This window comes from Kribbella ginsengisoli (assembly GCF_039537185.1).
Classification (GTDB): Bacteria; Actinomycetota; Actinomycetes; order Propionibacteriales; family Kribbellaceae; genus Kribbella; species Kribbella koreensis.
In genome coordinates this window covers 294435-311928 of sequence record NZ_BAABAA010000013.1, presented here as the reverse complement: position 1 = coordinate 311928, position 17494 = coordinate 294435, and the positions used below count along the sequence as shown (strand labels likewise).

Annotated in this window: 19 protein-coding genes; 14 read left to right on the top strand and 5 right to left on the bottom strand. The window is 67.0% G+C overall.

What is annotated here, in order from left to right; genetic code table 11:
• Positions 1–34: 34 nt before the first annotated feature.
• Both ABD768_RS34670 and ABD768_RS34665 read left to right on the top strand, forming a co-directional pair.
• A complete protein-coding gene (locus ABD768_RS34670; protein ID WP_344847863.1) occupies positions 35–997 on the top strand; it encodes a ring-cleaving dioxygenase in 963 nt (320 codons plus the stop codon).
• Complete coding sequence (locus tag ABD768_RS34665) at positions 990–1607, top strand: alpha/beta hydrolase (RefSeq protein ID WP_344847862.1); 618 nt, start codon at positions 990–992, stop codon at positions 1605–1607. Before ABD768_RS34670 ends, ABD768_RS34665 begins: the two co-directional genes overlap by 8 nt.
• Here ABD768_RS34665 and ABD768_RS34660 read toward each other — a convergent pair.
• The 3 genes from ABD768_RS34660 to ABD768_RS34650 form a co-directional block, all read right to left on the bottom strand.
• Positions 1588–1710, bottom strand: coding sequence for a ribosomal protein bL36 (locus ABD768_RS34660; RefSeq protein ID WP_343969433.1), 123 nt, complete (start codon positions 1708–1710; stop codon positions 1588–1590). The genes ABD768_RS34665 and ABD768_RS34660 overlap by 20 nt on opposite strands.
• Positions 1711–1745: 35 nt before the next feature.
• A complete protein-coding gene (locus tag ABD768_RS34655; RefSeq protein ID WP_344847860.1) occupies positions 1746–2096 on the bottom strand; it encodes a UBP-type zinc finger domain-containing protein in 351 nt (116 codons plus the stop codon).
• A 92-nt stretch (positions 2097–2188) separates the two neighbouring features.
• Entirely contained in the window at positions 2189–3394 is a 1206-nt protein-coding gene (locus ABD768_RS34650) for an ROK family protein (RefSeq protein ID WP_344847858.1), read from the bottom strand.
• A gap of 81 nt (positions 3395–3475) precedes the next feature.
• On the opposite strand from ABD768_RS34650, the gene ABD768_RS34645 reads away from it, so the two are divergent.
• The 5 genes from ABD768_RS34645 to ABD768_RS34625 all read left to right on the top strand — a co-directional run bounded on the left by ABD768_RS34645 (position 3476) and on the right by ABD768_RS34625 (position 8924).
• Positions 3476–4768: an ABC transporter substrate-binding protein gene (locus ABD768_RS34645; RefSeq protein WP_344847857.1), complete on the top strand. Its 1293-nt coding sequence runs from the start codon at positions 3476–3478 to the stop codon at positions 4766–4768.
• A gap of 10 nt (positions 4769–4778) precedes the next feature.
• On the top strand, positions 4779–5597 hold the full coding sequence (locus tag ABD768_RS34640) for a carbohydrate ABC transporter permease (RefSeq protein ID WP_343969421.1): 819 nt from the start codon (positions 4779–4781) through the stop codon (positions 5595–5597).
• Positions 5594–6418: a carbohydrate ABC transporter permease gene (locus tag ABD768_RS34635; protein ID WP_343969419.1), complete on the top strand. Its 825-nt coding sequence runs from the start codon at positions 5594–5596 to the stop codon at positions 6416–6418. The genes ABD768_RS34640 and ABD768_RS34635 overlap by 4 nt, the downstream gene beginning before the upstream one ends.
• Positions 6415–8523, top strand: coding sequence for an alpha-galactosidase (locus tag ABD768_RS34630; RefSeq protein ID WP_344847855.1), 2109 nt, complete (start codon positions 6415–6417; stop codon positions 8521–8523). The genes ABD768_RS34635 and ABD768_RS34630 overlap by 4 nt, the downstream gene beginning before the upstream one ends.
• A 107-nt stretch (positions 8524–8630) precedes the next feature.
• Positions 8631–8924 (top strand): DUF4287 domain-containing protein, encoded by a 294-nt coding sequence (locus ABD768_RS34625; RefSeq protein WP_344847853.1) that lies wholly within the window; start codon positions 8631–8633, stop codon positions 8922–8924.
• 10 nt (positions 8925–8934) lie between these two features.
• On the opposite strand, the gene ABD768_RS34620 is transcribed toward ABD768_RS34625, so the two are convergent.
• Positions 8935–10551, bottom strand: a complete 1617-nt coding sequence (locus ABD768_RS34620; protein WP_344847851.1) for an amidohydrolase family protein — start codon at positions 10549–10551, stop codon at positions 8935–8937.
• 42 nt (positions 10552–10593) lie between these two features.
• On the opposite strand from ABD768_RS34620, the gene ABD768_RS34615 reads away from it, so the two are divergent.
• From ABD768_RS34615 to ABD768_RS34600, 4 genes are read left to right on the top strand one after another with little or no spacing between them, the layout of a single operon-like run.
• Complete coding sequence (locus ABD768_RS34615) at positions 10594–11409, top strand: uracil-DNA glycosylase family protein (protein WP_344847849.1); 816 nt, start codon at positions 10594–10596, stop codon at positions 11407–11409.
• 25 nt (positions 11410–11434) lie between these two features.
• Positions 11435–11740 carry an NIPSNAP family protein gene (locus tag ABD768_RS34610; protein ID WP_344847847.1) on the top strand — a complete coding sequence of 102 codons (306 nt, stop codon included), beginning with the start codon at positions 11435–11437 and terminating at the stop codon, positions 11738–11740.
• Between the two features lie 5 nt (positions 11741–11745).
• Complete coding sequence (locus ABD768_RS34605; protein ID WP_343969404.1) at positions 11746–12141, top strand: hypothetical protein; 396 nt, start codon at positions 11746–11748, stop codon at positions 12139–12141.
• A 23-nt stretch (positions 12142–12164) separates the two neighbouring features.
• A complete protein-coding gene (locus tag ABD768_RS34600) occupies positions 12165–12920 on the top strand; it encodes a TrmH family RNA methyltransferase (RefSeq protein ID WP_344847844.1) in 756 nt (251 codons plus the stop codon).
• On the opposite strand, the gene ABD768_RS34595 is transcribed toward ABD768_RS34600, so the two are convergent.
• Positions 12904–13749 carry an ACT domain-containing protein gene (locus tag ABD768_RS34595; RefSeq protein WP_344847842.1) on the bottom strand — a complete coding sequence of 282 codons (846 nt, stop codon included), beginning with the start codon at positions 13747–13749 and terminating at the stop codon, positions 12904–12906. The genes ABD768_RS34600 and ABD768_RS34595 overlap by 17 nt on opposite strands.
• Before the next feature lie 267 nt (positions 13750–14016).
• Between ABD768_RS34595 and ABD768_RS34590 the strand changes: the two genes are divergently transcribed.
• The 3 genes from ABD768_RS34590 to ABD768_RS34580 are packed head-to-tail and all read left to right on the top strand — an operon-like array spanning position 14017 to position 17488.
• Complete coding sequence (locus ABD768_RS34590) at positions 14017–15660, top strand: type 2 periplasmic-binding domain-containing protein (RefSeq protein WP_344847840.1); 1644 nt, start codon at positions 14017–14019, stop codon at positions 15658–15660.
• Positions 15657–16613, top strand: coding sequence for an ABC transporter permease (locus ABD768_RS34585; RefSeq protein WP_343969392.1), 957 nt, complete (start codon positions 15657–15659; stop codon positions 16611–16613). The genes ABD768_RS34590 and ABD768_RS34585 overlap by 4 nt, the downstream gene beginning before the upstream one ends.
• A complete protein-coding gene (locus ABD768_RS34580; protein WP_343969389.1) occupies positions 16610–17488 on the top strand; it encodes a carbohydrate ABC transporter permease in 879 nt (292 codons plus the stop codon). The genes ABD768_RS34585 and ABD768_RS34580 overlap by 4 nt, the downstream gene beginning before the upstream one ends.
• Positions 17489–17494 lie beyond the last annotated feature (6 nt).

Here is a 17494-nt window from a genome sequence, read left to right as displayed (position 1 = left end):
GTCAAGCTAACCCGGGACGGAGAGGAATGAGCTGATGTCTGCCGCACTCGCACCGCATGGTTTGCACCACGTAACCGCCATCGCGGAGGATCCGCAACGCAACGTCGATTTCTACACGTCGGTGCTCGGCCTGCGGCTGGTGAAGCAGACCGTCAACTTCGACGCCCCCGACCGGTACCACCTGTACTACGGGGACGAGTCCGGCAACCCCTCCACGCTGCTCACGTTCTTCGCGTGGCCCGGCGCCGAGTCCGGTCAGCAGGGCACCGGGATGACGACCGCGACGGCGTTCAGCATTCCGCCGGAGGCGCTCGGCTGGTGGCAGAAGCGGCTCAAGGAACTCGGCGTCGATGCGGACGACCCGGTCACGCGGTCCGACGAGGAGGTACTCCGGTTCCGCGACCCCGATGGGTTGGTGATCGAGCTGGTCGCGTCGGACGGCGATACGCGGTCGGGGTGGGACGGGGCTGCCGCCGTACCGGCTGACAGTGCTGTTCGAGGGTTGTACTCGGTGACGATGACCGAGGCCGAGCTGGAGCCGACCGAGCAGATGCTGGCCGGGATGCTCGGGATGGAGTACGGGCACAACACGTCGGACCGCACGCGGCTGGTGATGGGTGGCGGCCAGCAGGGGACTGCCGTGGATGTCCTGCCCAGCAAGGAGTCTCGCGGGTTCCAGGCGGCTGGGACTGTGCATCACATCGCGTTCCGGGCGCCGGATCAGGAGACGCAGGCGCAGTGGCGGCTGCAGCTGCTGGAGGCCGGGATCCACGTGACGGAGATCCTCGATCGGCAGTACTTCACGTCGATCTACTTCCGCGAGCCGGGCGGGGTGTTGCTGGAGATCGCCACCGATCAGCCCGGCTTCACCGTGGACGAGCCGCTGCTGGAGCTGGGGCAGCACCTCAAGCTGCCGCCCTGGCTCGAGCCGAATCGCGAGCAGATCCAGAACTCGCTGCCGGCGCTCCGGCTGCCGGCCCCTCCGATCGATGAGTGACCGGCCGCACGTCTGGCTGCCGGGCACCGGTACGCCGCCGTTACTGCTCCTGCACTCCACCGGGGGCAACGAGGAGCAACTGTTGCCGTTGCGGGCTCAGCTGTCGCCGTCGTCGCCGGTGCTGTCGCCGCGAGGGACCGTGCTGGAGCACGGGATGCCGCGCTTCTTCCGGCGCTTCGAGGAGGGCGTCTTCGACGAGGACGACCTGCGGGCGCGGGCCGATGAGCTGGCCGAGTTTCTGACCGAGTCGGAGGGGAAGTACGGCGTACCGGCGGGGTCCTGGCTTGCTGTCGGCTTCTCCAACGGCGCCAACATGGCCTCTGCCCTGCTCCTTCGCCATCCGGAGTCGCTCGCTGGTGCGGTACTGATGGGCGCGATGGTGCCCTTCGCGGATACCGGGCCGTCGGACCACAGTCTGAAGGGCAAGCGGGTGCTGATCGTCAACGGCGACCGCGACCCGATGGCGACGGCCGGACAGACCCAGACTCTCGCCGGCAATCTCAGGCTGAAAGACGCTGACGTCGAGGTGCGGGGGTTCGCGGGTGGGCACACCATTGATCCCCGGCAGATGCCGGGGATCAAAGAGTGGATCAGCCTTGGCGAGCCTTGAGATGCGGGCTCTTGCGGTTGATGACGTAGACCCTCTTGCCGCGTTTGACCACCTGGGCGCCGGGTTTCGACTTGAGTGAACGTAGAGACCTTCGAACCTTCATGATCTTCGCAACAGGGATCAGGGGGTGGACATTCCCTACTGGTGGATGTGCTGCACCCAGTCGGCCGGTACTGCGCCCTGCGGGCCGGGCGCCGGTTGGTCAACCGGGTGGTTCACCGGCGGCGCGAGCTCGGGGCCCTCGACGATCTCCTCGGTGGTGTAGTTCCAGAACCAGTCCTCGCCCGGCTCGAAGGACTGGATGATCGGGTGGCCCGTCTCCGCGGCATGCGCGCTGGCGTGCTGTTCGGGCGAGCTGTCGCAGCAGCCGATGTGCCCGCACTCGGCGCAGCGGCGCAGGTGGAACCACCAGCCGCCGCGGTCGGTGCACTCGACACAGCCCGGCCCCGAGGGCGCGACCTCGGGCCGGATCCCGGCGTCGTTCGTCATCCTGAATATCCTTCCGTCGGTGACTCGCAGGACCAAGCCTCGCACAGCCCTCGTCGGCTTGATAATGACAAATAGACTGCCTATTTCTGCGGTCAGCTGCCGGGGACGGTGAGCAGGTCGGTGAAGACCGAGTCGAGGGCCATCCGGGCCGCGCCGAGGGCGACCGAGTCGGCGCCCATCGTCGAGGTGACCACCTCGAGCGGGACCAGGGTCAGCTTGGCCAGTTCGCGCCGGAACGGCTCGGCGATGATCGCGCCGCCGCGGGACATACCGCCGCCCAGGACGACGACCTCGGGGTCGACGGCCAGTGCGAGGACGGCCGCGCCGCGCGCCAGTACCTCGGCGAACTCGATCAGCACGGCCAGACTCTCGGGATCCTGCAGGGCGGCTGACGCGATCACGAACTCACCTTCGCGGCCCGCGGAAGCTCCGGCTTCGGCAGCGAGCGCGGCTCCGCGGGCATGCAGCCGGTCGACCGCAGCCTCCCAGCCGAGCATCGGCAGGGCTCCTATTTCACCGGCGGCGCCGTGCCGGCCCTGATGGACCTGCCCATCGATCAGTACGCCGGCGCCCGCGCGATGTCCGGCGAACATGTAGACGATGTCCCGGTGCTCCTGCGCCGCACCCTTCCAGTGCTCGGCCAGCGCGGCGAGCTTCACGTCGTTGGCCACCGCGACGGGCTTGCCGAGCCCGTCGGACAAGGCCTTCGCGACATCGACCTCGGTGAATCCAGGCAGTGAGTACGGCGCCAGCCCCGATCCGACCGGCCCGACCCGTACGTCGGACACGCCCTCGGCTGCCCTCAGTGTTCCGGTGATGCCGCAGCCGATGCCGGTGATCGCGGTGGGCTCCAGCTCGGCATCGGCCCAGCAGGCCTTCGTGGTGTCGATCGCAGCCTGCAGCCGCTCGGTCGCGGGCAGGTTGGGATCCAGCTCTACCCGCCGGCTGGCCAACGTGTTGCCGCGTAGATCGGTGACGACGGCCATCGCCTTGTGTGCCCCGATGTCGATGCCGCTGACATAGCCGGACTCCGCCCGGAACCTGAAGTGCCGAGCAGGACGGCCGGCGCTGCGGCCGGTCGCCGTCCGAGGTGGTGCCGTCTCCTCGACGCGTCCCTCGGTGAGCAACTCGGCGAGCAGGTCCTCGGCGGTCGGGCGGGAGACGCCGACCACCACCCGGAGCTCGCGCAGGGTCAGGCTGGGCGCGTTCACGAAGGCGCTCAGGGCCGCGGAGAGGTTGAGTCTGCGCAGCAACGACGAGTCGCCCAGCCGTCCGCCCGCTCTGGTGTCTTGACTCATCCGAGATCTCGTCCTTATGCTCACGGCGTCGATATTGCTAACTGACTTGCTTATTGTATCTGCTGGCCCGGAGGTCCGCTCATGGCAGCACGGTGGAACAAGGCGGTCGCCGTGGCGACCCTTCTGACAGTAGCGCTCGCCGGTTGTACGAGTGGCGGCAAGGCGAAGGAGAGCGCGGCGGGCGGCGACGTCGAGCTGACCATGCTCACCTTCGAGACGCCGAACCTGCCGGCCGCGCTGTGGGACTCCGCGATCGCCCGGGTCTCCCAGAAGGTCCCGGGCGTCAAGATCAAGAAGCTCGTCACGCCGAACATCGACCGGACGACGTACGCCAAACAGCTCGCCAGCTCGGGCCAGCTGCCGGACATCATGCTCGCGGTCAACCCGCAGGGCTTCGCCGAGGGCGGCCAGCTGGCGGACTTCAGCAAGGATGAGCTGAAGGACTTCGCCAGCCCCGAGTCGGGAGCGATCAAGGGCAAGGTCTACCAGCTGCCGACGAACGCGCAGCCGCAGTCGCTGCTCTACTACAACAAGGCCGACTTCACGAAGGCCGGTATCACCGCACCGCCGAAGACGTGGACCGAACTCCTCACGGCCTGCGCCAAGCTGAAGGCGGCCGGTATCACCCCGATCGCCGTCGGCGGTGGCGGGCAGGACACCTTCGCCAGCATGTACACCTGGGTCGGTACGGTCGGTACCGATGTCTACCTGAGCGATCCGGGGTTCTCGAAGGAGATCACCGACGGGTCGAAGACGTTCGACGATCCGCTGTTCGTGAAGGCGACCGGCAAGGTCGCGCAGCTGGCCGAGCTCGGCTACCTGGATCCGAAGGGCACCAGCCGGTCGTACGCCGATCACGAGAAGGCCTTCCGGGCCGGGTCGGCGGCGATGTACCCGATGGGGTCGTGGTTCGCGACGTCGGCCGACAACGACAAGCCGAAGTTCGCCGTCGGGGTGTTCGCGTGGCCGTCCGACGACGGCAAGGCGGTGGTGCCGACGCTGACCGGTGGCGGGCTGAGTGTCAGCGCGAAGGCGGACAACGTCGAGCTGGCGAAGAAGTTCGCGCTCGAGTGGACCAAGGACAAGGAGACGTCGGACGCCTTCACCAAGGCCGACGGCACCTTCAACACGGTCGCCGGGTACCAGCCGCCGGCCGACATGGGACCGCTGTTCCAGCAGACGCTGGCGATCTACAACCAGGCGGTCAAGGACCAGACGGTCACTCCGGCGCTCTCGATCGAGCAGGGCGACAACGGGCTGCCGGCCGATCTGACCGTGCCGGTCCAGCAACTCGCCGTCGAGCTGCTGACCGGGAAGTCGGACGCCCACACGGTGATCACCAAGCTCGACAAGGAATACGCCGCACTCAAGTGAGAGGCTGACCATGCTGCGGCGTGCTCGCGAGTTCTCCGGCTTCGCCCTGCCCGGGCTGCTCCTGTACGCCGGCCTGGTGCTGGTACCGATCGTCTGGACCGTCGTCCTCGGCTTCACCGACCGGAACCGGTTCGCTCCGGCGACTCACTTCGTCGGGCTCGACCAGTTCCACCGGCTGGCGCAGGACGACCAGTTCTGGCTGGTGCTGAAGAACACCTTCGTCGTCACCGCGATCGTCGTGATCGTGCCGAACGTACTCGGTCTGGCGCTCGCGCTGCTGCTCAACCGCGACACGCTGCTCTACCGGCTGCTGCGCTCGGTGTTCTTCACCCCGGTCATCCTCAGCGGCATCGTGGTCAGCGTCATGTGGCAGAACCTGCTCCGGCCGTGGCTGGCGGATCCGGGGATGGCGCTGTTCTCGATCGGCGGGATCCTGTGCTGGCAGTTGCTCGGCTTCTGTGTGGTCGTCTACCTAGCCGGGCTGAACGCAGTACCGAAGGAGTTGTACGAAGCAGCGACCGTGGACGGCGCCGGCTGGTGGCGGCGGTTCCGGTCGGTGACGTGGCCGATGATCGCGCCGGCGGTGACGATCAACACGGTGATGCTGCTGATCAGCGGCTTCAAGGTCTACGAGCACATCCTGGTACTGACCAACGGCGGCCCGGGTCGCAACACGACGGCGTCGATCGCCTTCGACGTGATCGAGAAGGGCGTCCGCGGCGACCGGATCGGGTTCGCCGCGGCCGAGGCGACGGTGATGCTGGCGATCATCGTGCTGCTGAGCGGGATCGTGCTGCGGTTGCTGCAGCGTCGTGAGGTGCAGCTGTGAGGGATCGCCTCGAGGTGTTGCGGCCAGTCGGCGCGATCGTCCTGGCCGCCGTGTTCTTCTTCCCGGTCTACCGGCTCATCACCGGGATGCTCAAGCCCGCCGGCGAGATCCAGTCGTCGCCGCTCGGCCTGCCCTTGCCGCCGACGGGCGCGAACCTGGGCGCGGTACTCGGGCGTGAGGACGGGCTGTACTGGTCTGCGCTGCTCAACAGCATCCAGATCACCGTGTTCTCGGTGCTGTTGCTGACGCTGCTCTCGGCGATGCTGGCGCACTATCTCGTCCGGTCGAAGGCGCGGTGGACGAAGCCGGCGATGCTGATGTTGCTGTCAGGGTTGATGATTCCGCCGGCCGTGATCCTGCAGCCGATCACGCAGGTGCTCGGTTTTGCCGGGCTGATGAATTCGGTCGCGGGCGTGGTGTGCAGCAACGTCGGGTACTACCTGCCGTTCGGCGTGTTCGTCTTCGCCGGCTTCATCCGGACCGTACCGGTGGAGATGGAGGAGGCGGCGAGCATCGATGGCGCGAGCCGGTTCCGGCTGTTCTGGCAGGTCGTCTTCCCGACGCTGCGGCCGGCCGCGGCCAGCGTGTTGATCTTCCTCGGCGTCTGGGTCTGGAACGACTTCCTCAGTCCACTGATCATCCTCGGCCCGGAAGCAGGTACCACCGTGACAGTCGGCGTCTACCGGTCCGTCGGGGAGTACTCGACGAACTTCGGCACGCTCTACGCGTTCTCGTTCCTGGCCTCGTTGCCGGTGCTGCTGTTCTTCGTGGCGCTGCAGAAGCAGTTCGTCGCAGGGCTCACGGCGGGGGCGGTCAAGTGAGCGTCAGCTTCACCGACGGGGTGCTGGTGCTGCAGACGCCGGGTACTACGTACGCGGCGTACTGCGGGGCCGACGACATTCCGCTGCACTGCTATTGGGGTCCTCGGATCTCGTCGGCTGATGTCGACGTGCTGGCTCGCGGGATGGCATCGCGGCTGGCCGGTGAGTGGCCGAGCTTTCGGTCGGCGGCCAACGGGCATGAGGAGTACCCGCTGGAGGGGCGGCTGCAGTTCGGGCGGGCTGCCTTGTCGTTGGAGTTTGCGGGGGCTGTCCGGAGTACGGAGTGGAGGTTGGCGGGGCATGTGGTGCATGACGAGCACCACCTGGAGTTGTTGTTCGACGTACGGCGGTACGAGGTGAGAGTGAGCTTGCACTACCGGGTGTATGAGGACACGGACGTGATTGATCGGTGGGCCTCGTTGCGCAACGGGCCCGGGGTGGTGGACGTCCATCGGTTCGACTCGGCGGCTTGGGTGATGCCGGAATGGGAGCGGCATCGGCTCTCGCATTTGACCGGGCGGTGGGCTGCGGAGACCCTGCTCCGGCGGGTCGAGTTGGCCGATGGGCGGTTCGTGCTGGAGAGCCGGCGGGGGACTACTTCGCATCACGCGAATCCTTGGTTCGCTGTTGATGACGGGTCGGCGACTGAGGACTTTGGTGGGGTTTACAGCGCCGCGCTGCATTGGAGTGGGTCTTGGCGGTTGCTGGCGCAGCGTGAGTTGGATGAGCCGGCGCAGGTCTTGTTCGGGTGGGGGCATGAGGGGTTTGGGCCGCGGCGGTTGGCGGCGGGGGAGGTACTGGAGACGCCGGTTAGTTCGGGGTTGTTCAGCTTGGCCGGCTTTGGCGGGGTGAGCCGGATGTGGCATGCGTATGCGTTGGGGCAGGTGTTGCCGCGGGCTGGTGAGGATCGGCCGGTGTTGTTCAACTCTTGGGAAGCGACCGGGTTTGCGGTGGAGGAGGCTGGGCAGCTTCGGTTGGCTCGGCAGGCGGCCTCGCTGGGGTGCGAGTTGTTCGTGCTGGATGACGGATGGTTCGGGGGGCGGTCCTCGGATGCGGCTGGGCTGGGGGATTGGTGGGTTTCGCGGGAGCGGTTTCCTCGGGGTTTGGAGCCGTTGATCGCTGAGGTGCACGAGCTGGGGATGGGGTTCGGGTTGTGGGTGGAGCCGGAGATGGTGAATCCGGACTCGGAGCTTTATCGGGCGCATCCCGAGTGGGTGTATCGGTTCGACGGGCGAGAGCCGGCGTTGATGCGGAATCAGTTGGTGCTGAACCTGGCGCGGCCGGAGGTGGCGCAATGGGTGCTGCAGGAGCTGGATTCGTTGCTGTCGGCGCATGATCTGCAGTTCGTGAAGTGGGATATGAACCGGCCGTTCGCCGATGCCGGCTGGCCGTCGTCGCCCGAGTCGGTGGGGCGGCTTTGGTTCGATCATGTGACCGCTGTTTATGCGATTCTCGATGTGTTGCGGGAGAAGCATCCGGAGGTCGCTTTCGAGGCTTGCTCGGGTGGGGGTGGGCGGGTCGACTTCGGGATGATGGCGCGGTCGGATCAGTTCTGGGTGTCGGACAACACGGATGCTTTGGACCGGCGGTCTATTCAGCACGGGTTCAGCCAGGTGTATCCGGCGCGGACGATGGCTTGCTGGGTGACGGATCAGCCGTCCTTCATCAACAAGCGCATTTCGGTGCCGCTGGAGTATCGCTTCCATGTGGCGATGGCCGGCGTGCTGGGGATCGGCGGCGACCTGGCTGCCTGGAGTTCGGATGAGTTGACGCTGGCGCGGGAGCTTGTCGCGCAGTACAAGGCCATCCGGCCGCTGGTACAGCATGGGACGCAGTACCGGTTGGGGGTGCCGGGTCGTTCGTTGTCAGCTGTGCAGTACGTGTCGGCGGATCGCGGTGAGGCCGTCGTACTGGCCTACCAAGAGGCCCAACAGTTCGACAGCCTCCCGCGACCGTTGTCGCTGCGCGGTCTGGAGTCTGACGCCGTCTACCGGGTCGACGGCGGCGTCGAACTGTCGGGCGCGGCGCTGATGTCGCACGGGCTACTGCTCACCCTCACCGGCGACTACGCAAGCCAGGTGATCCGGTTGGCTCGCAGGAGCTGACCTTCCTCCACTGCGAAATGTTTGTGGAGCGGTGTCGATTTGTGGGGAGGTAGTTCGACGCTGGGGTGTGGTGGCCGGTGGGGTTGCCCTGGTGAGAGGTGAATGGGATGTCGTTTCAGGCGTACTTGGACAAGATCGAGGAGAAGACCGGGCTGACGCCGCGGGAGTTGGTGGAGTTGGCTCGGGGGCGGGGGTTCGAGGGGCCGTCGACCAAGGCGGGGGAAGTTTGTGACTGGTTGAAGGAGGAGTACGGGTTGGGGCGGGGGCATGCGATGGCGCTGGTGTACGTGATCAAGAACGGCGCGACGATCGGCGACAAACACGTCGGCTCGACCGGGGTGCACCGCGATGAGTCGAACACCTTGTGGCTGGACGGCAAGGCGACCAAGCCCGTTCGCTGAGGGGCGGCTTTCAGGCGTAGTCGCGGAGGCCTGACAGCAGGCCTCCGTGGAACGGGTTGGCGTCGACGGCGTCGAACCAGCTGGGGCCGGTGGTCAACGGCTCCGGCGGCGGTACGACGACCGCCTGCGGCGCCTCGGCGGCGGGGCCGCGCCGCATGCGGTCCGCCACGTCAAGCTCAGGCGCCGGCATGTCCGGCAACAACACGAATGCACCACCAGCACCACCCACGCCCCCAAATGCATCCACCCCGAACGCATCAACGCCGCCTGCCAGCGCGCCCGCTCCCGCGCCTGGGGTGTACGCCCCAGTTTCGCCTGCGGTGAAGATGCCTGCGGTGGCTAGGGCGTGGAAGGCGTCGGCTGCGCGTTGGGCTGCGACAGCAGGGTTCTTACGGACCTTCTCGAGGTCGGCCAGGACACCCTTCCAAGTTATTGCTTGGTCGCCGTAGTCGATCGCGCGGGCTAGCCGGCCGACGGTTATAGGAGTTGCAGTAGAAGTGAGGGCCGACATCAGCGGGCGTACGCCGTAGCGGGGGCGGCCGCCGACTACTACCAGGCGGAGGTTGGCTTCGGTGGCGTTGATCAGGTTGCGGTAGACGTCGGTGCCGGGGGTGGTGACGATCAGGTCGGCCAGCGCGCCTTTCTCGAGGCGGCCCAGGGGGTGCGGCCAGATGCCGGAGAGGGCTTCACCGGGATTCGAGGTCGCCAGGCGGACCAGGTCCTCGTCGGTGAAGACGGGGGTGGGCTGGGATTTGTTCCAGAGGTCGGCGACTTTGAGTTCCCAGAGGATGTTGCGAGTGCCGGACGGGCCCCAGTCGGAGCCTAGGCAAAGACGTACACCCTTGGCTTTGGCGGTTTTGACGTCGGCGGTTGCGCCGTACAGCCAGTAGTTGGAGAACGGGGACCAGACCAGGCTTGAGTTGCCGGCGTGGAGTTGCGCGAGATCGTCGGCTGTCAGCGCGGCGCCGTGGATCGCGACCAATTGCGGTTTGACGACGCCGACCTGGTCGAGCAGCTGGAATTCCTTGCGGAGCTTGGGGTCCGTCCCCTCGGCAGTATGCGCGATGAAGCCACGGCCGAGTTTGACCGCCGCCACATAGGACTCGAGTGCTTCGGGGCTGTCGGCAACGAGTGTGCTGACCCGGATGAAGTCCTCGTGCGTCCCGAGCTTCTCGGAGTCGATGTTGCGGATCAGGTCGTTGTCCGGCGGTACGGCGCCCCGCGGGTTGCCCTGGATGGACGTCGTACCACCGACGATCGCCCGCGTTTCGGCGTACCGGAGAAGCGCCCGGCCGGCCGCCGCCCCGAGCAACCGCGCCGGCTGGCTGATGGTCCCGCTGTACGACGCCGCGCCGCCCCACTGGTTGTGCGAGGTCCACGGGATTTTGCGCTTCGGCTCGGTCCACAGCGGCAGGCTGTTGTACATCAGGTGATTGTGGAGATCGATCAGCCCGGGATAGATCACCCCGCCCGACGTAATCCGCGGCGCATTCTCGAACCCCGCCGGAATCGCGTCCCCAGGCGTCACCGCCGCAATCAGTCCGTCGTCGCCGACATACACAGCGCCACGGTTGAACACTGCACCATCCGGCCGCAATGTCGCGACCTTGCCTTTGAGGACAAACATCGGCTCGACCTCCCCCGGTCCGCACCCGTTCAGATGCTCTTCATGAGCGTAGGCTATTGGGCGTCCATGGGGGTGGCGATGATGGTCGAATTCGATGGTGGTCCGCCGATGGCGGTGGCCCGGCATTTCGCGCAGTTACCGAGCTACGCGGAGTACCGGAAGTTGTTCTGGTACGACTGGGGGCCGGTTTTCTATCGCGGCCGGCTGAATCGTACGGGGCGGCTGCTCGGTATTGCGTCCGATCCCGGGCCGACCGAGCGGATCGCGGGTCGCACGCTGGTCGGCGACGCGGGCCAGCGGGTGCAGGGCTTCCTGAGCAAGGTCGGGCTGACGTCGAGCTACACGCTCGTCAACGCGTATGCGTTCGCGCTGCTGCCGTCGCATGCGCAGGACGCGATCCCGTTGCTGTCCGAGCCCGATCAGTTGCAGTGGCGCAACAAGCTGCTCGAGCTGATCACCGGGCCGAAGCTCCAGGCGATCGTGGCGTTCGGAGTACAGGCGAAGACGGCGGTGCGGCTGTGGGAGAACAGGCCCGACGTGCCGGTGTTCGAGGTGCCGCATCCGTCCAGCCGGAGCCCGAAGGTGCTGCTGGACAGCTGGCGGGCGGCCGTCACCGAGTTGCGTGGGATCGTCACGCCTGACCCGGACGGCGATCCCGGCGTACCGAACTACGGGCCGAAGTTCCTGGAGACCGACTACGCGAGCATCCCGGCGCGCGATCTGCCGTTCGGCGTACCGCCGTGGCTCGGTGACGACGCGTGGGGCCGGTCCGACCGGCCGAAGCACAACAACAGCGTCGAACGCCCGTCCACCGACCTGCGCAACACGCTGATCTGGCGCGCGCCAAAACACGCCTGACCCCACCCGTGGCAGGCTTCTCACCATGATCACCTGTGTCGTGGAGTATGTCGTCGACCCGGCCAAGCTCGAGGCGTTCGAGGAGTTCGGCCGGCGATGGATCGCGCTGGTGAACGAGCACGGCGGCACGCATCACGGGTACTTCCTGCCGTCGGAGGGGGCGAGTGACAAGGCGATGGCGTTGTTCAGCTTTCCGAGCCTGGCCGCCTACGAGCAGTACCGGACCCTGTTCGGCGTCCATCCGGACTTCATCGCGGCCGACAAGTTCCGCGACGAGACCGGCTGCGTGATCCGGTACGACCGCAGCTTCATGCGCCCGGTCCTCGGCTGACGGCCATGCGGACCTTCGTCTGGCGGTTGAGCTGGATCAGCTCGGTGGTGGTCGCGGTGTTCTCCGTGCTGATGCCGATCGTCGCTGACCGTTCGGGAGCGGCGTACTGCGGTGCGGGGGTCTGCGATCCGAACGGGTACGCGACGATCTTCTACATCGGGGTCGGCGTCGTGCTGACCGGCCTGAGCCTGGCGGCGTACGGGTTCAGCCGAGCGCGGCGAGATGCCGGACCCGCGCTCGGCCTACTGACCTCGATCGTGCTGCTGGGCTTCATCGCCGGTGGTGGCGAGGACATCCCAGCCTGGCTGACCGGGCTCACCTGGGTGGTCGGCGGCTGGTTCCTGATCGTCAGCGTGACCGGCCTGGCGCTGCTCCGCGGCGACCGGCCGCCGCACGGGTAGTGAGGCGGCGGTACGGTACAACGGTGGATCAGGAGGCGCGGGAGAAGCTCTCTCCCCGGGACAAGTGGATCACCATCTTCGGGCGTAAGCCGGTGCTCGAGGCGCTGAACGATCCCGCGTTGTCGGTGGCGAAGGTGGTGGTCGCGGACAACGCCGGTGGCGGATCGCTGGACGAGATCCTGCGCGCCGCGTCCCGGACCGGTACGCCGGTGGAGCGGGCGACCGCGTCCCGGGTGAAGTGGCTGGCGGGGAACGGCAAGCACGATCAGGGCGTGGTGGCGGATGTCGACGCGCCCCGGATGACGCCGCTGGCCGACTTCGTGCGCGCTCGGGGCAAGCGGCCGACGAAGGTGTTCTTGCTGGACGGGGTCACCAACCCTGGCAATGTCGGGATGATCCTGCGGACTGCGACCGGCGCGGGGTTCGATGGCGTGATTCTGCCGCGGGCTGGTACGCCGCATGTCGGGCCGCTCGTCATCAAAGCCTCGGCCGGGATCGCCTTCCAGGCGCCGATCGTCAACGTCGCCACCGCCAAGGCCGCCGTCAACCTGCTTGTTGAGGCCGGCTACCGGATCTACGGCCTGTCGGCCCGCTCGAAGCAGTCGCTCTTCAAGGCAGAGCTGGCTGACCGAGCCGTCTTCGTCCTGGGCGGCGAAACCAACGGCATCACGGTCACCACCGACGAGGACCTCCAGATCCCCCTGCATGCCGGCGTCGAGTCCCTGAACGTCGCCGTCGCCGCCGCGGTGGTCGCCTTCGAGGTCACCAACCGCGACTGAGCGTCCTGGCCGTCTCGGCAACCTCAGCAAGCCGATGCGCCCGGGCGGACTCCGCTGGGGTGAACGGCTCACCCGGGCGGGTGAACACGTACAGGCCGCTCCAGGGCGACGGGATCTTGAGGATCGTGCCGTCGGCCGGCAGCGGTTTGCCCTGGAATGCCTTCGGGTCGGTGACCAGCTGTGCGCCGAGCAGCTCGGCGACCGCGTGCGGCAGCTCAGCCGGATCCGCCACAACCTGCGCCGACAAACTCAACGCCGTCGTCTGCCCGTCGACCAGCGCGAGCGTCGTCGTCGGCCACACATGCACCTCGCGCCCACCCGCCGCCCGGACGATCTCCAGCAGCTCATCCGGCCCGACCCCATCGGGTGTGGACACCACCAACTCATCCCGTACGCCGTCCAGCACCGGGTGAACGTGCAGCCCAAGAATGTTGGCCCCCAACTCAGCCAGCCCAAAGGTCAGCTGCTCCAACGCCCCAGCCCGATCATCAACCGTCACCCTGATCCGCCACAGCGACGGCGCCTGCTCCAACCCAGCCTCGGTCCGCCTCCGCACCCGATGCCCAGGCGCATGCAACCACGTCCGCAACAACCGCATGGTCGACGGCTCGATCACCCAGATAGCCAACGCGGTCGTCGTGATCGCCAACAAGCTGACCGCCACCAGATACGGCGGATGAACCGCCACGATCACCGCGTGAAGGGCCAACTCGAGCGGAAAGATCGCCGCCAACTTGGCCAAGGTCAGCCGCAACCGGGCCGGATGAGGCATCCGCCCACAAACTTCACACGCAGTCCCAGCACTGACCTTCGCCCGAAGCTGCTCCATACCCTCACTCTCCCGCCCCCACCCACCTCCCGCGTTGCCGTCCGATTGCCACCCCGTAAAACCGCCCACTTTGTGCTCCGCTCGAGCGTTCTCCTGCTGAGGAGCTGCTCAGGCGGAGCACAAAGTGCGGGTGACTGGCGCTGTTGGTGAGTTGGGGGTTGCGGCGAGGTGCGCCTCGGGTTTACGGTCCCGGTTAACGTTTAAGTGAGCGTTAGTGAGTGGTTTGCGCAGAGACAGATCATAAACGGGCAGAGGTGAGGCGGCGACATGGAGAGCAACTTCGGGCGGCGGCGGTTTCTCGGGCTGGGTAGTGCGGCGGTCGGTGTCGTGGTGCTCGGGCCGACGCTTGCCGGGTGTGGTGATGGTGGGTCGACGGGTGGCGGAGCGAAGGCGTCCGGTGAGCTGACGCTGCCGACGTACAAGGCGTTCGATGGGCTGCGGCCGGAGTTGCCGGGGGCGGAGTCGGGGCTTGAGCCGGGGTTCCTGCAGTTCCCCGAGAACGCGATCGCCAGCGTCCAGCAGAAGCCGCTCAAGTCGGCGGTGACGGCGCTGACCGAGACGTTCGCGACGCCGCCGCCTCCGATGGGCAGCAACCCGTTCTGGCAGGGCCTCAACCAGGCGCTCGGCGGCGACCTCAAGCTGACCATCGGTACCGACCCGGGCTACCCGGAGAAGTTCGCCACCTTGCTGGCCGGCGACGACCTGCCCGACCTCATGTGGCTGCCCCCGAACCAAGGCATCCCCAACGTCGGCCCGATGCTCGAGGCGAAGTTCCAGGACCTCACGAAGTACCTCGCCGGCGACGCCGTACTGGAGTATCCGAACCTCGCCGCGCTCAAGCCCGCCTCCTGGCGGACCGCGGTCGTGAACGGCAAGATCTGGGGCGCCCCGATCCCGTCCACCCCGTTCGGCCAGGTGATGATGGGCAACCCGAAGACCTGGGCGAAGGTCGGCGGCCTGCAGTGCAAGACGGCCGACGAGTTCTTCGCCAAGTGCAAGGAGCTCACCAAGGGGACGAACTACGCGCTGGAGCCGGCGATCGTCAACATGCTGCACATGTTCGGCGAATGGTTCGGCGCCCCGAACGGCTGGCGGGTCAACCAGGACCGCTCGCTGACCCACCTCTACGAGACGGACAACTACAAAGCCGCCGTCGAGTACGCCGCGAAGCTCTGGGCAGCCAAGGTCTTCTACCCCGACCTCAACCTCGCCGACGCGACCCCGAAGACGGTCAACGGCCAGATCGCCGCCCAGGTCGTCGTCGGCCCGCGCGCGACCGCCGACTTCCGCGCGGCCGACCCGACGCTGTTCGTCGACACGATGATCCCGTTCGGCCATGACGGCAAGGCCAAGCCGATCTACGACATGGGCTACGGCACGGTCGGCTTCACCCCGTTCAAGAAGGCCGACGAGGGCCGCATCCGCGAACTCCTTGCCCTGGTCAACTATCTCTCGGCGCCGTTCGGCACCAAGGAGTACCTGCAGAAGAACTTCGGTACCGCGGGCCAGCAGTACACCCTCGACGCCAAGAAGAACCCGGTCCTCAACGCGGCGGGCAACCAGCAGGCCCCCGGCCTGGTCAGCGCGCTGCAGATCATGACCGCGCCGGAGTCGGTCATCTTCAACCCGGCGTTCCCCGAGGACACCAAGAAGATCCACGGCACCGAGCAGGAGCTGCTCAAGTACGCGATGCGCAACCCGACCGCCGGCACCTACTCCGACACCAGCAGTAAGGTCGGCACCAAGCTGACGGCGGCGTTCCGCGACACCATCGTCGACATCGTCACCGGCCGGCAGAAGATGGACGCGTACGACGGGGCGCTGAAGCGCTGGAAGAGCGGCGGCGGCGACAAGATGCGTGGTGAGTTCGAAGCCGTGCTGCCCGCCGGCGTACCGGTGACACAGTCTTGAGCCGGTCCAGACAGCTCCGGCGCAAAGAGCCGGAGCTACCGTTCGCGGTCCGGCTGAGGCGGGACTGGCAGATGCTGGTGCTGATGGTGCCGGGCGTGCTGTTCCTCCTGGTGTTCTTCTACGTGCCGGTGCTCGGCAACGTGGTCGCGTTCCAGGACTTCCAGCCCTACCTCGGCATCATGCACAGCGAGTGGAACGGCATCCAGAACTTCCTCAACCTGTACGACAACCCCGACTTCTGGGACGCGCTGCGCAACACGCTCATCCTGGCGGCCGTACAGCTGGTGCTGTTCTTCCCCGTCCCGCTGGCGATGGCGCTGATCGTGGATTCCCTGGTCAGCAACAGGATCCGGCGCGCGTTCCAGACGATCGCGTACCTCCCGCACTTCCTGTCCTGGGTCCTCGTCATCACGCTCTTCCAGCAGTCGCTCGGCGGCGCCGGGTTCGTCAACAACCTGCTCCGGCAGGCCGGGTTCGACCCGATCCCGTTCATGACGAACCCGGACACTTTCCCGCTGCTCGTCGTCGGCCAGCTGATCTGGAAGGACGCCGGCTGGGCGATGATCATCTTCCTCGCGGCACTGTCAGCGGTCGACGTTTCCCTGTACGAGGCTGCCGCAGCGGACGGAGCCGGTCGCTGGCGCCGGCTCTGGCACATCACCCTGCCGTCGATGCGCACCGTCATCGTCCTGCTGCTGATCCTGCGCATCGGCGACATCCTCAGCGTCGGGTTCGAGCAGTTCATCCTGCAACGCGACTCCGTCGGGCCGGGCGCTGCCGAAGTGCTGGACACCTTCACGTACTATGCCGGCGTGGTCGGCGGCGACTGGAGTAGCGGGGCGGCGGCCGGACTGGCCAAGGGCGTGATCGGCGCGCTGCTGCTGTGGGGTGCGAACACGATCGCGCACCGGCTCGGCGAGCCGGGCATCTTCCAGAAGCGGAGTGACGGATGAGACGGCCGATCTGGAAGGAGCGCCCGAGTCCGGCGTACCAGACCATCAAGGCGGTCGTGCTCGGCGGCTTCGCGCTCGCGATCATCGTGCCGATCATGGTGGTGATCTCGACCTCGCTGGCCAGCGACCAGGACATCATCGAGGCCGGCGGCTACGTGCTGTGGCCGTCGCATCCGACCTTCAAGGCGTACGACACGTTGTTCAGTGGCGGGCTGATGGCGCGGGCGATCGGGGTCAGCGTGTTCGTCACGGTGATCGGTACGGCGATCGCGCTGTTCACCACGATCGCGCTCGCCTACGCGACGTCGCGGCCGGTACTGTTCGGCCGCCCGGTGTTGCTGCTGGTGCTGTTCACGCTGCTGTTCGCGCCGGGCATCATCCCGATGTTCCTGATCGTCAAGCAGCTCGGGCTGATCGACAGCCTCTGGTCGCTGATCCTGCCGGGCGCGCTGGGCGCGTTCAACTTCGTGGTGATGCGGACGTTCTTCATGAACGTGCCGGCCGAGATCCTGGAGAGCGCGCGGATCGACGGCGCGAGCGACTTCACCATCCTGCGCCGGATCGTGATGCCGCTGTCGAAGGCGGTGATCGCGGTGGTCGGGCTGTTCTACGCGGTCGGCTTCTGGAACGCCTTCTTCAACGCGCTGCTCTACATCAACGACACCTCCAAATGGCCGGTCCAGGTGATCCTGCGGACCTACGTTCTGCAGGGCAAGTCGCTGTCGGCCGACCAGCTCGGGGTGACGCCGTTGCCGCAGCCGCAGTCCTTGCAGATGGCGGTCGTCGTGGTCGCGCTGGTGCCGATCGCGATGGTCTACCCGTTCCTGCAGCGGCACTTCAACAAGGGCGTCATCACCGGAGCGGTCAAAGGCTGAGAGAAT

Coding starts and splice junctions, on each gene's coding strand:
- ABD768_RS34670 (WP_344847863.1), top strand. CDS start 35: ATGTCTGCCGCACTCGCACCGCATGGTTTGCACCACGTAACCGCCATC.
- ABD768_RS34665 (WP_344847862.1), top strand. CDS start 990: ATGAGTGACCGGCCGCACGTCTGGCTGCCGGGCACCGGTACGCCGCCG.
- ABD768_RS34660 (WP_343969433.1), bottom strand. CDS start 1,710: ATGAAGGTTCGAAGGTCTCTACGTTCACTCAAGTCGAAACCCGGCGCC.
- ABD768_RS34655 (WP_344847860.1), bottom strand. CDS start 2,096: ATGACGAACGACGCCGGGATCCGGCCCGAGGTCGCGCCCTCGGGGCCG.
- ABD768_RS34650 (WP_344847858.1), bottom strand. CDS start 3,394: ATGAGTCAAGACACCAGAGCGGGCGGACGGCTGGGCGACTCGTCGTTG.
- ABD768_RS34645 (WP_344847857.1), top strand. CDS start 3,476: ATGGCAGCACGGTGGAACAAGGCGGTCGCCGTGGCGACCCTTCTGACA.
- ABD768_RS34640 (WP_343969421.1), top strand. CDS start 4,779: ATGCTGCGGCGTGCTCGCGAGTTCTCCGGCTTCGCCCTGCCCGGGCTG.
- ABD768_RS34625 (WP_344847853.1), top strand. CDS start 8,631: ATGTCGTTTCAGGCGTACTTGGACAAGATCGAGGAGAAGACCGGGCTG.
- ABD768_RS34620 (WP_344847851.1), bottom strand. CDS start 10,551: ATGTTTGTCCTCAAAGGCAAGGTCGCGACATTGCGGCCGGATGGTGCA.
- ABD768_RS34615 (WP_344847849.1), top strand. CDS start 10,594: ATGAGCGTAGGCTATTGGGCGTCCATGGGGGTGGCGATGATGGTCGAA.
- ABD768_RS34610 (WP_344847847.1), top strand. CDS start 11,435: ATGATCACCTGTGTCGTGGAGTATGTCGTCGACCCGGCCAAGCTCGAG.
- ABD768_RS34605 (WP_343969404.1), top strand. CDS start 11,746: ATGCGGACCTTCGTCTGGCGGTTGAGCTGGATCAGCTCGGTGGTGGTC.
- ABD768_RS34595 (WP_344847842.1), bottom strand. CDS start 13,749: ATGGAGCAGCTTCGGGCGAAGGTCAGTGCTGGGACTGCGTGTGAAGTT.
- ABD768_RS34590 (WP_344847840.1), top strand. CDS start 14,017: ATGGAGAGCAACTTCGGGCGGCGGCGGTTTCTCGGGCTGGGTAGTGCG.
- ABD768_RS34580 (WP_343969389.1), top strand. CDS start 16,610: ATGAGACGGCCGATCTGGAAGGAGCGCCCGAGTCCGGCGTACCAGACC.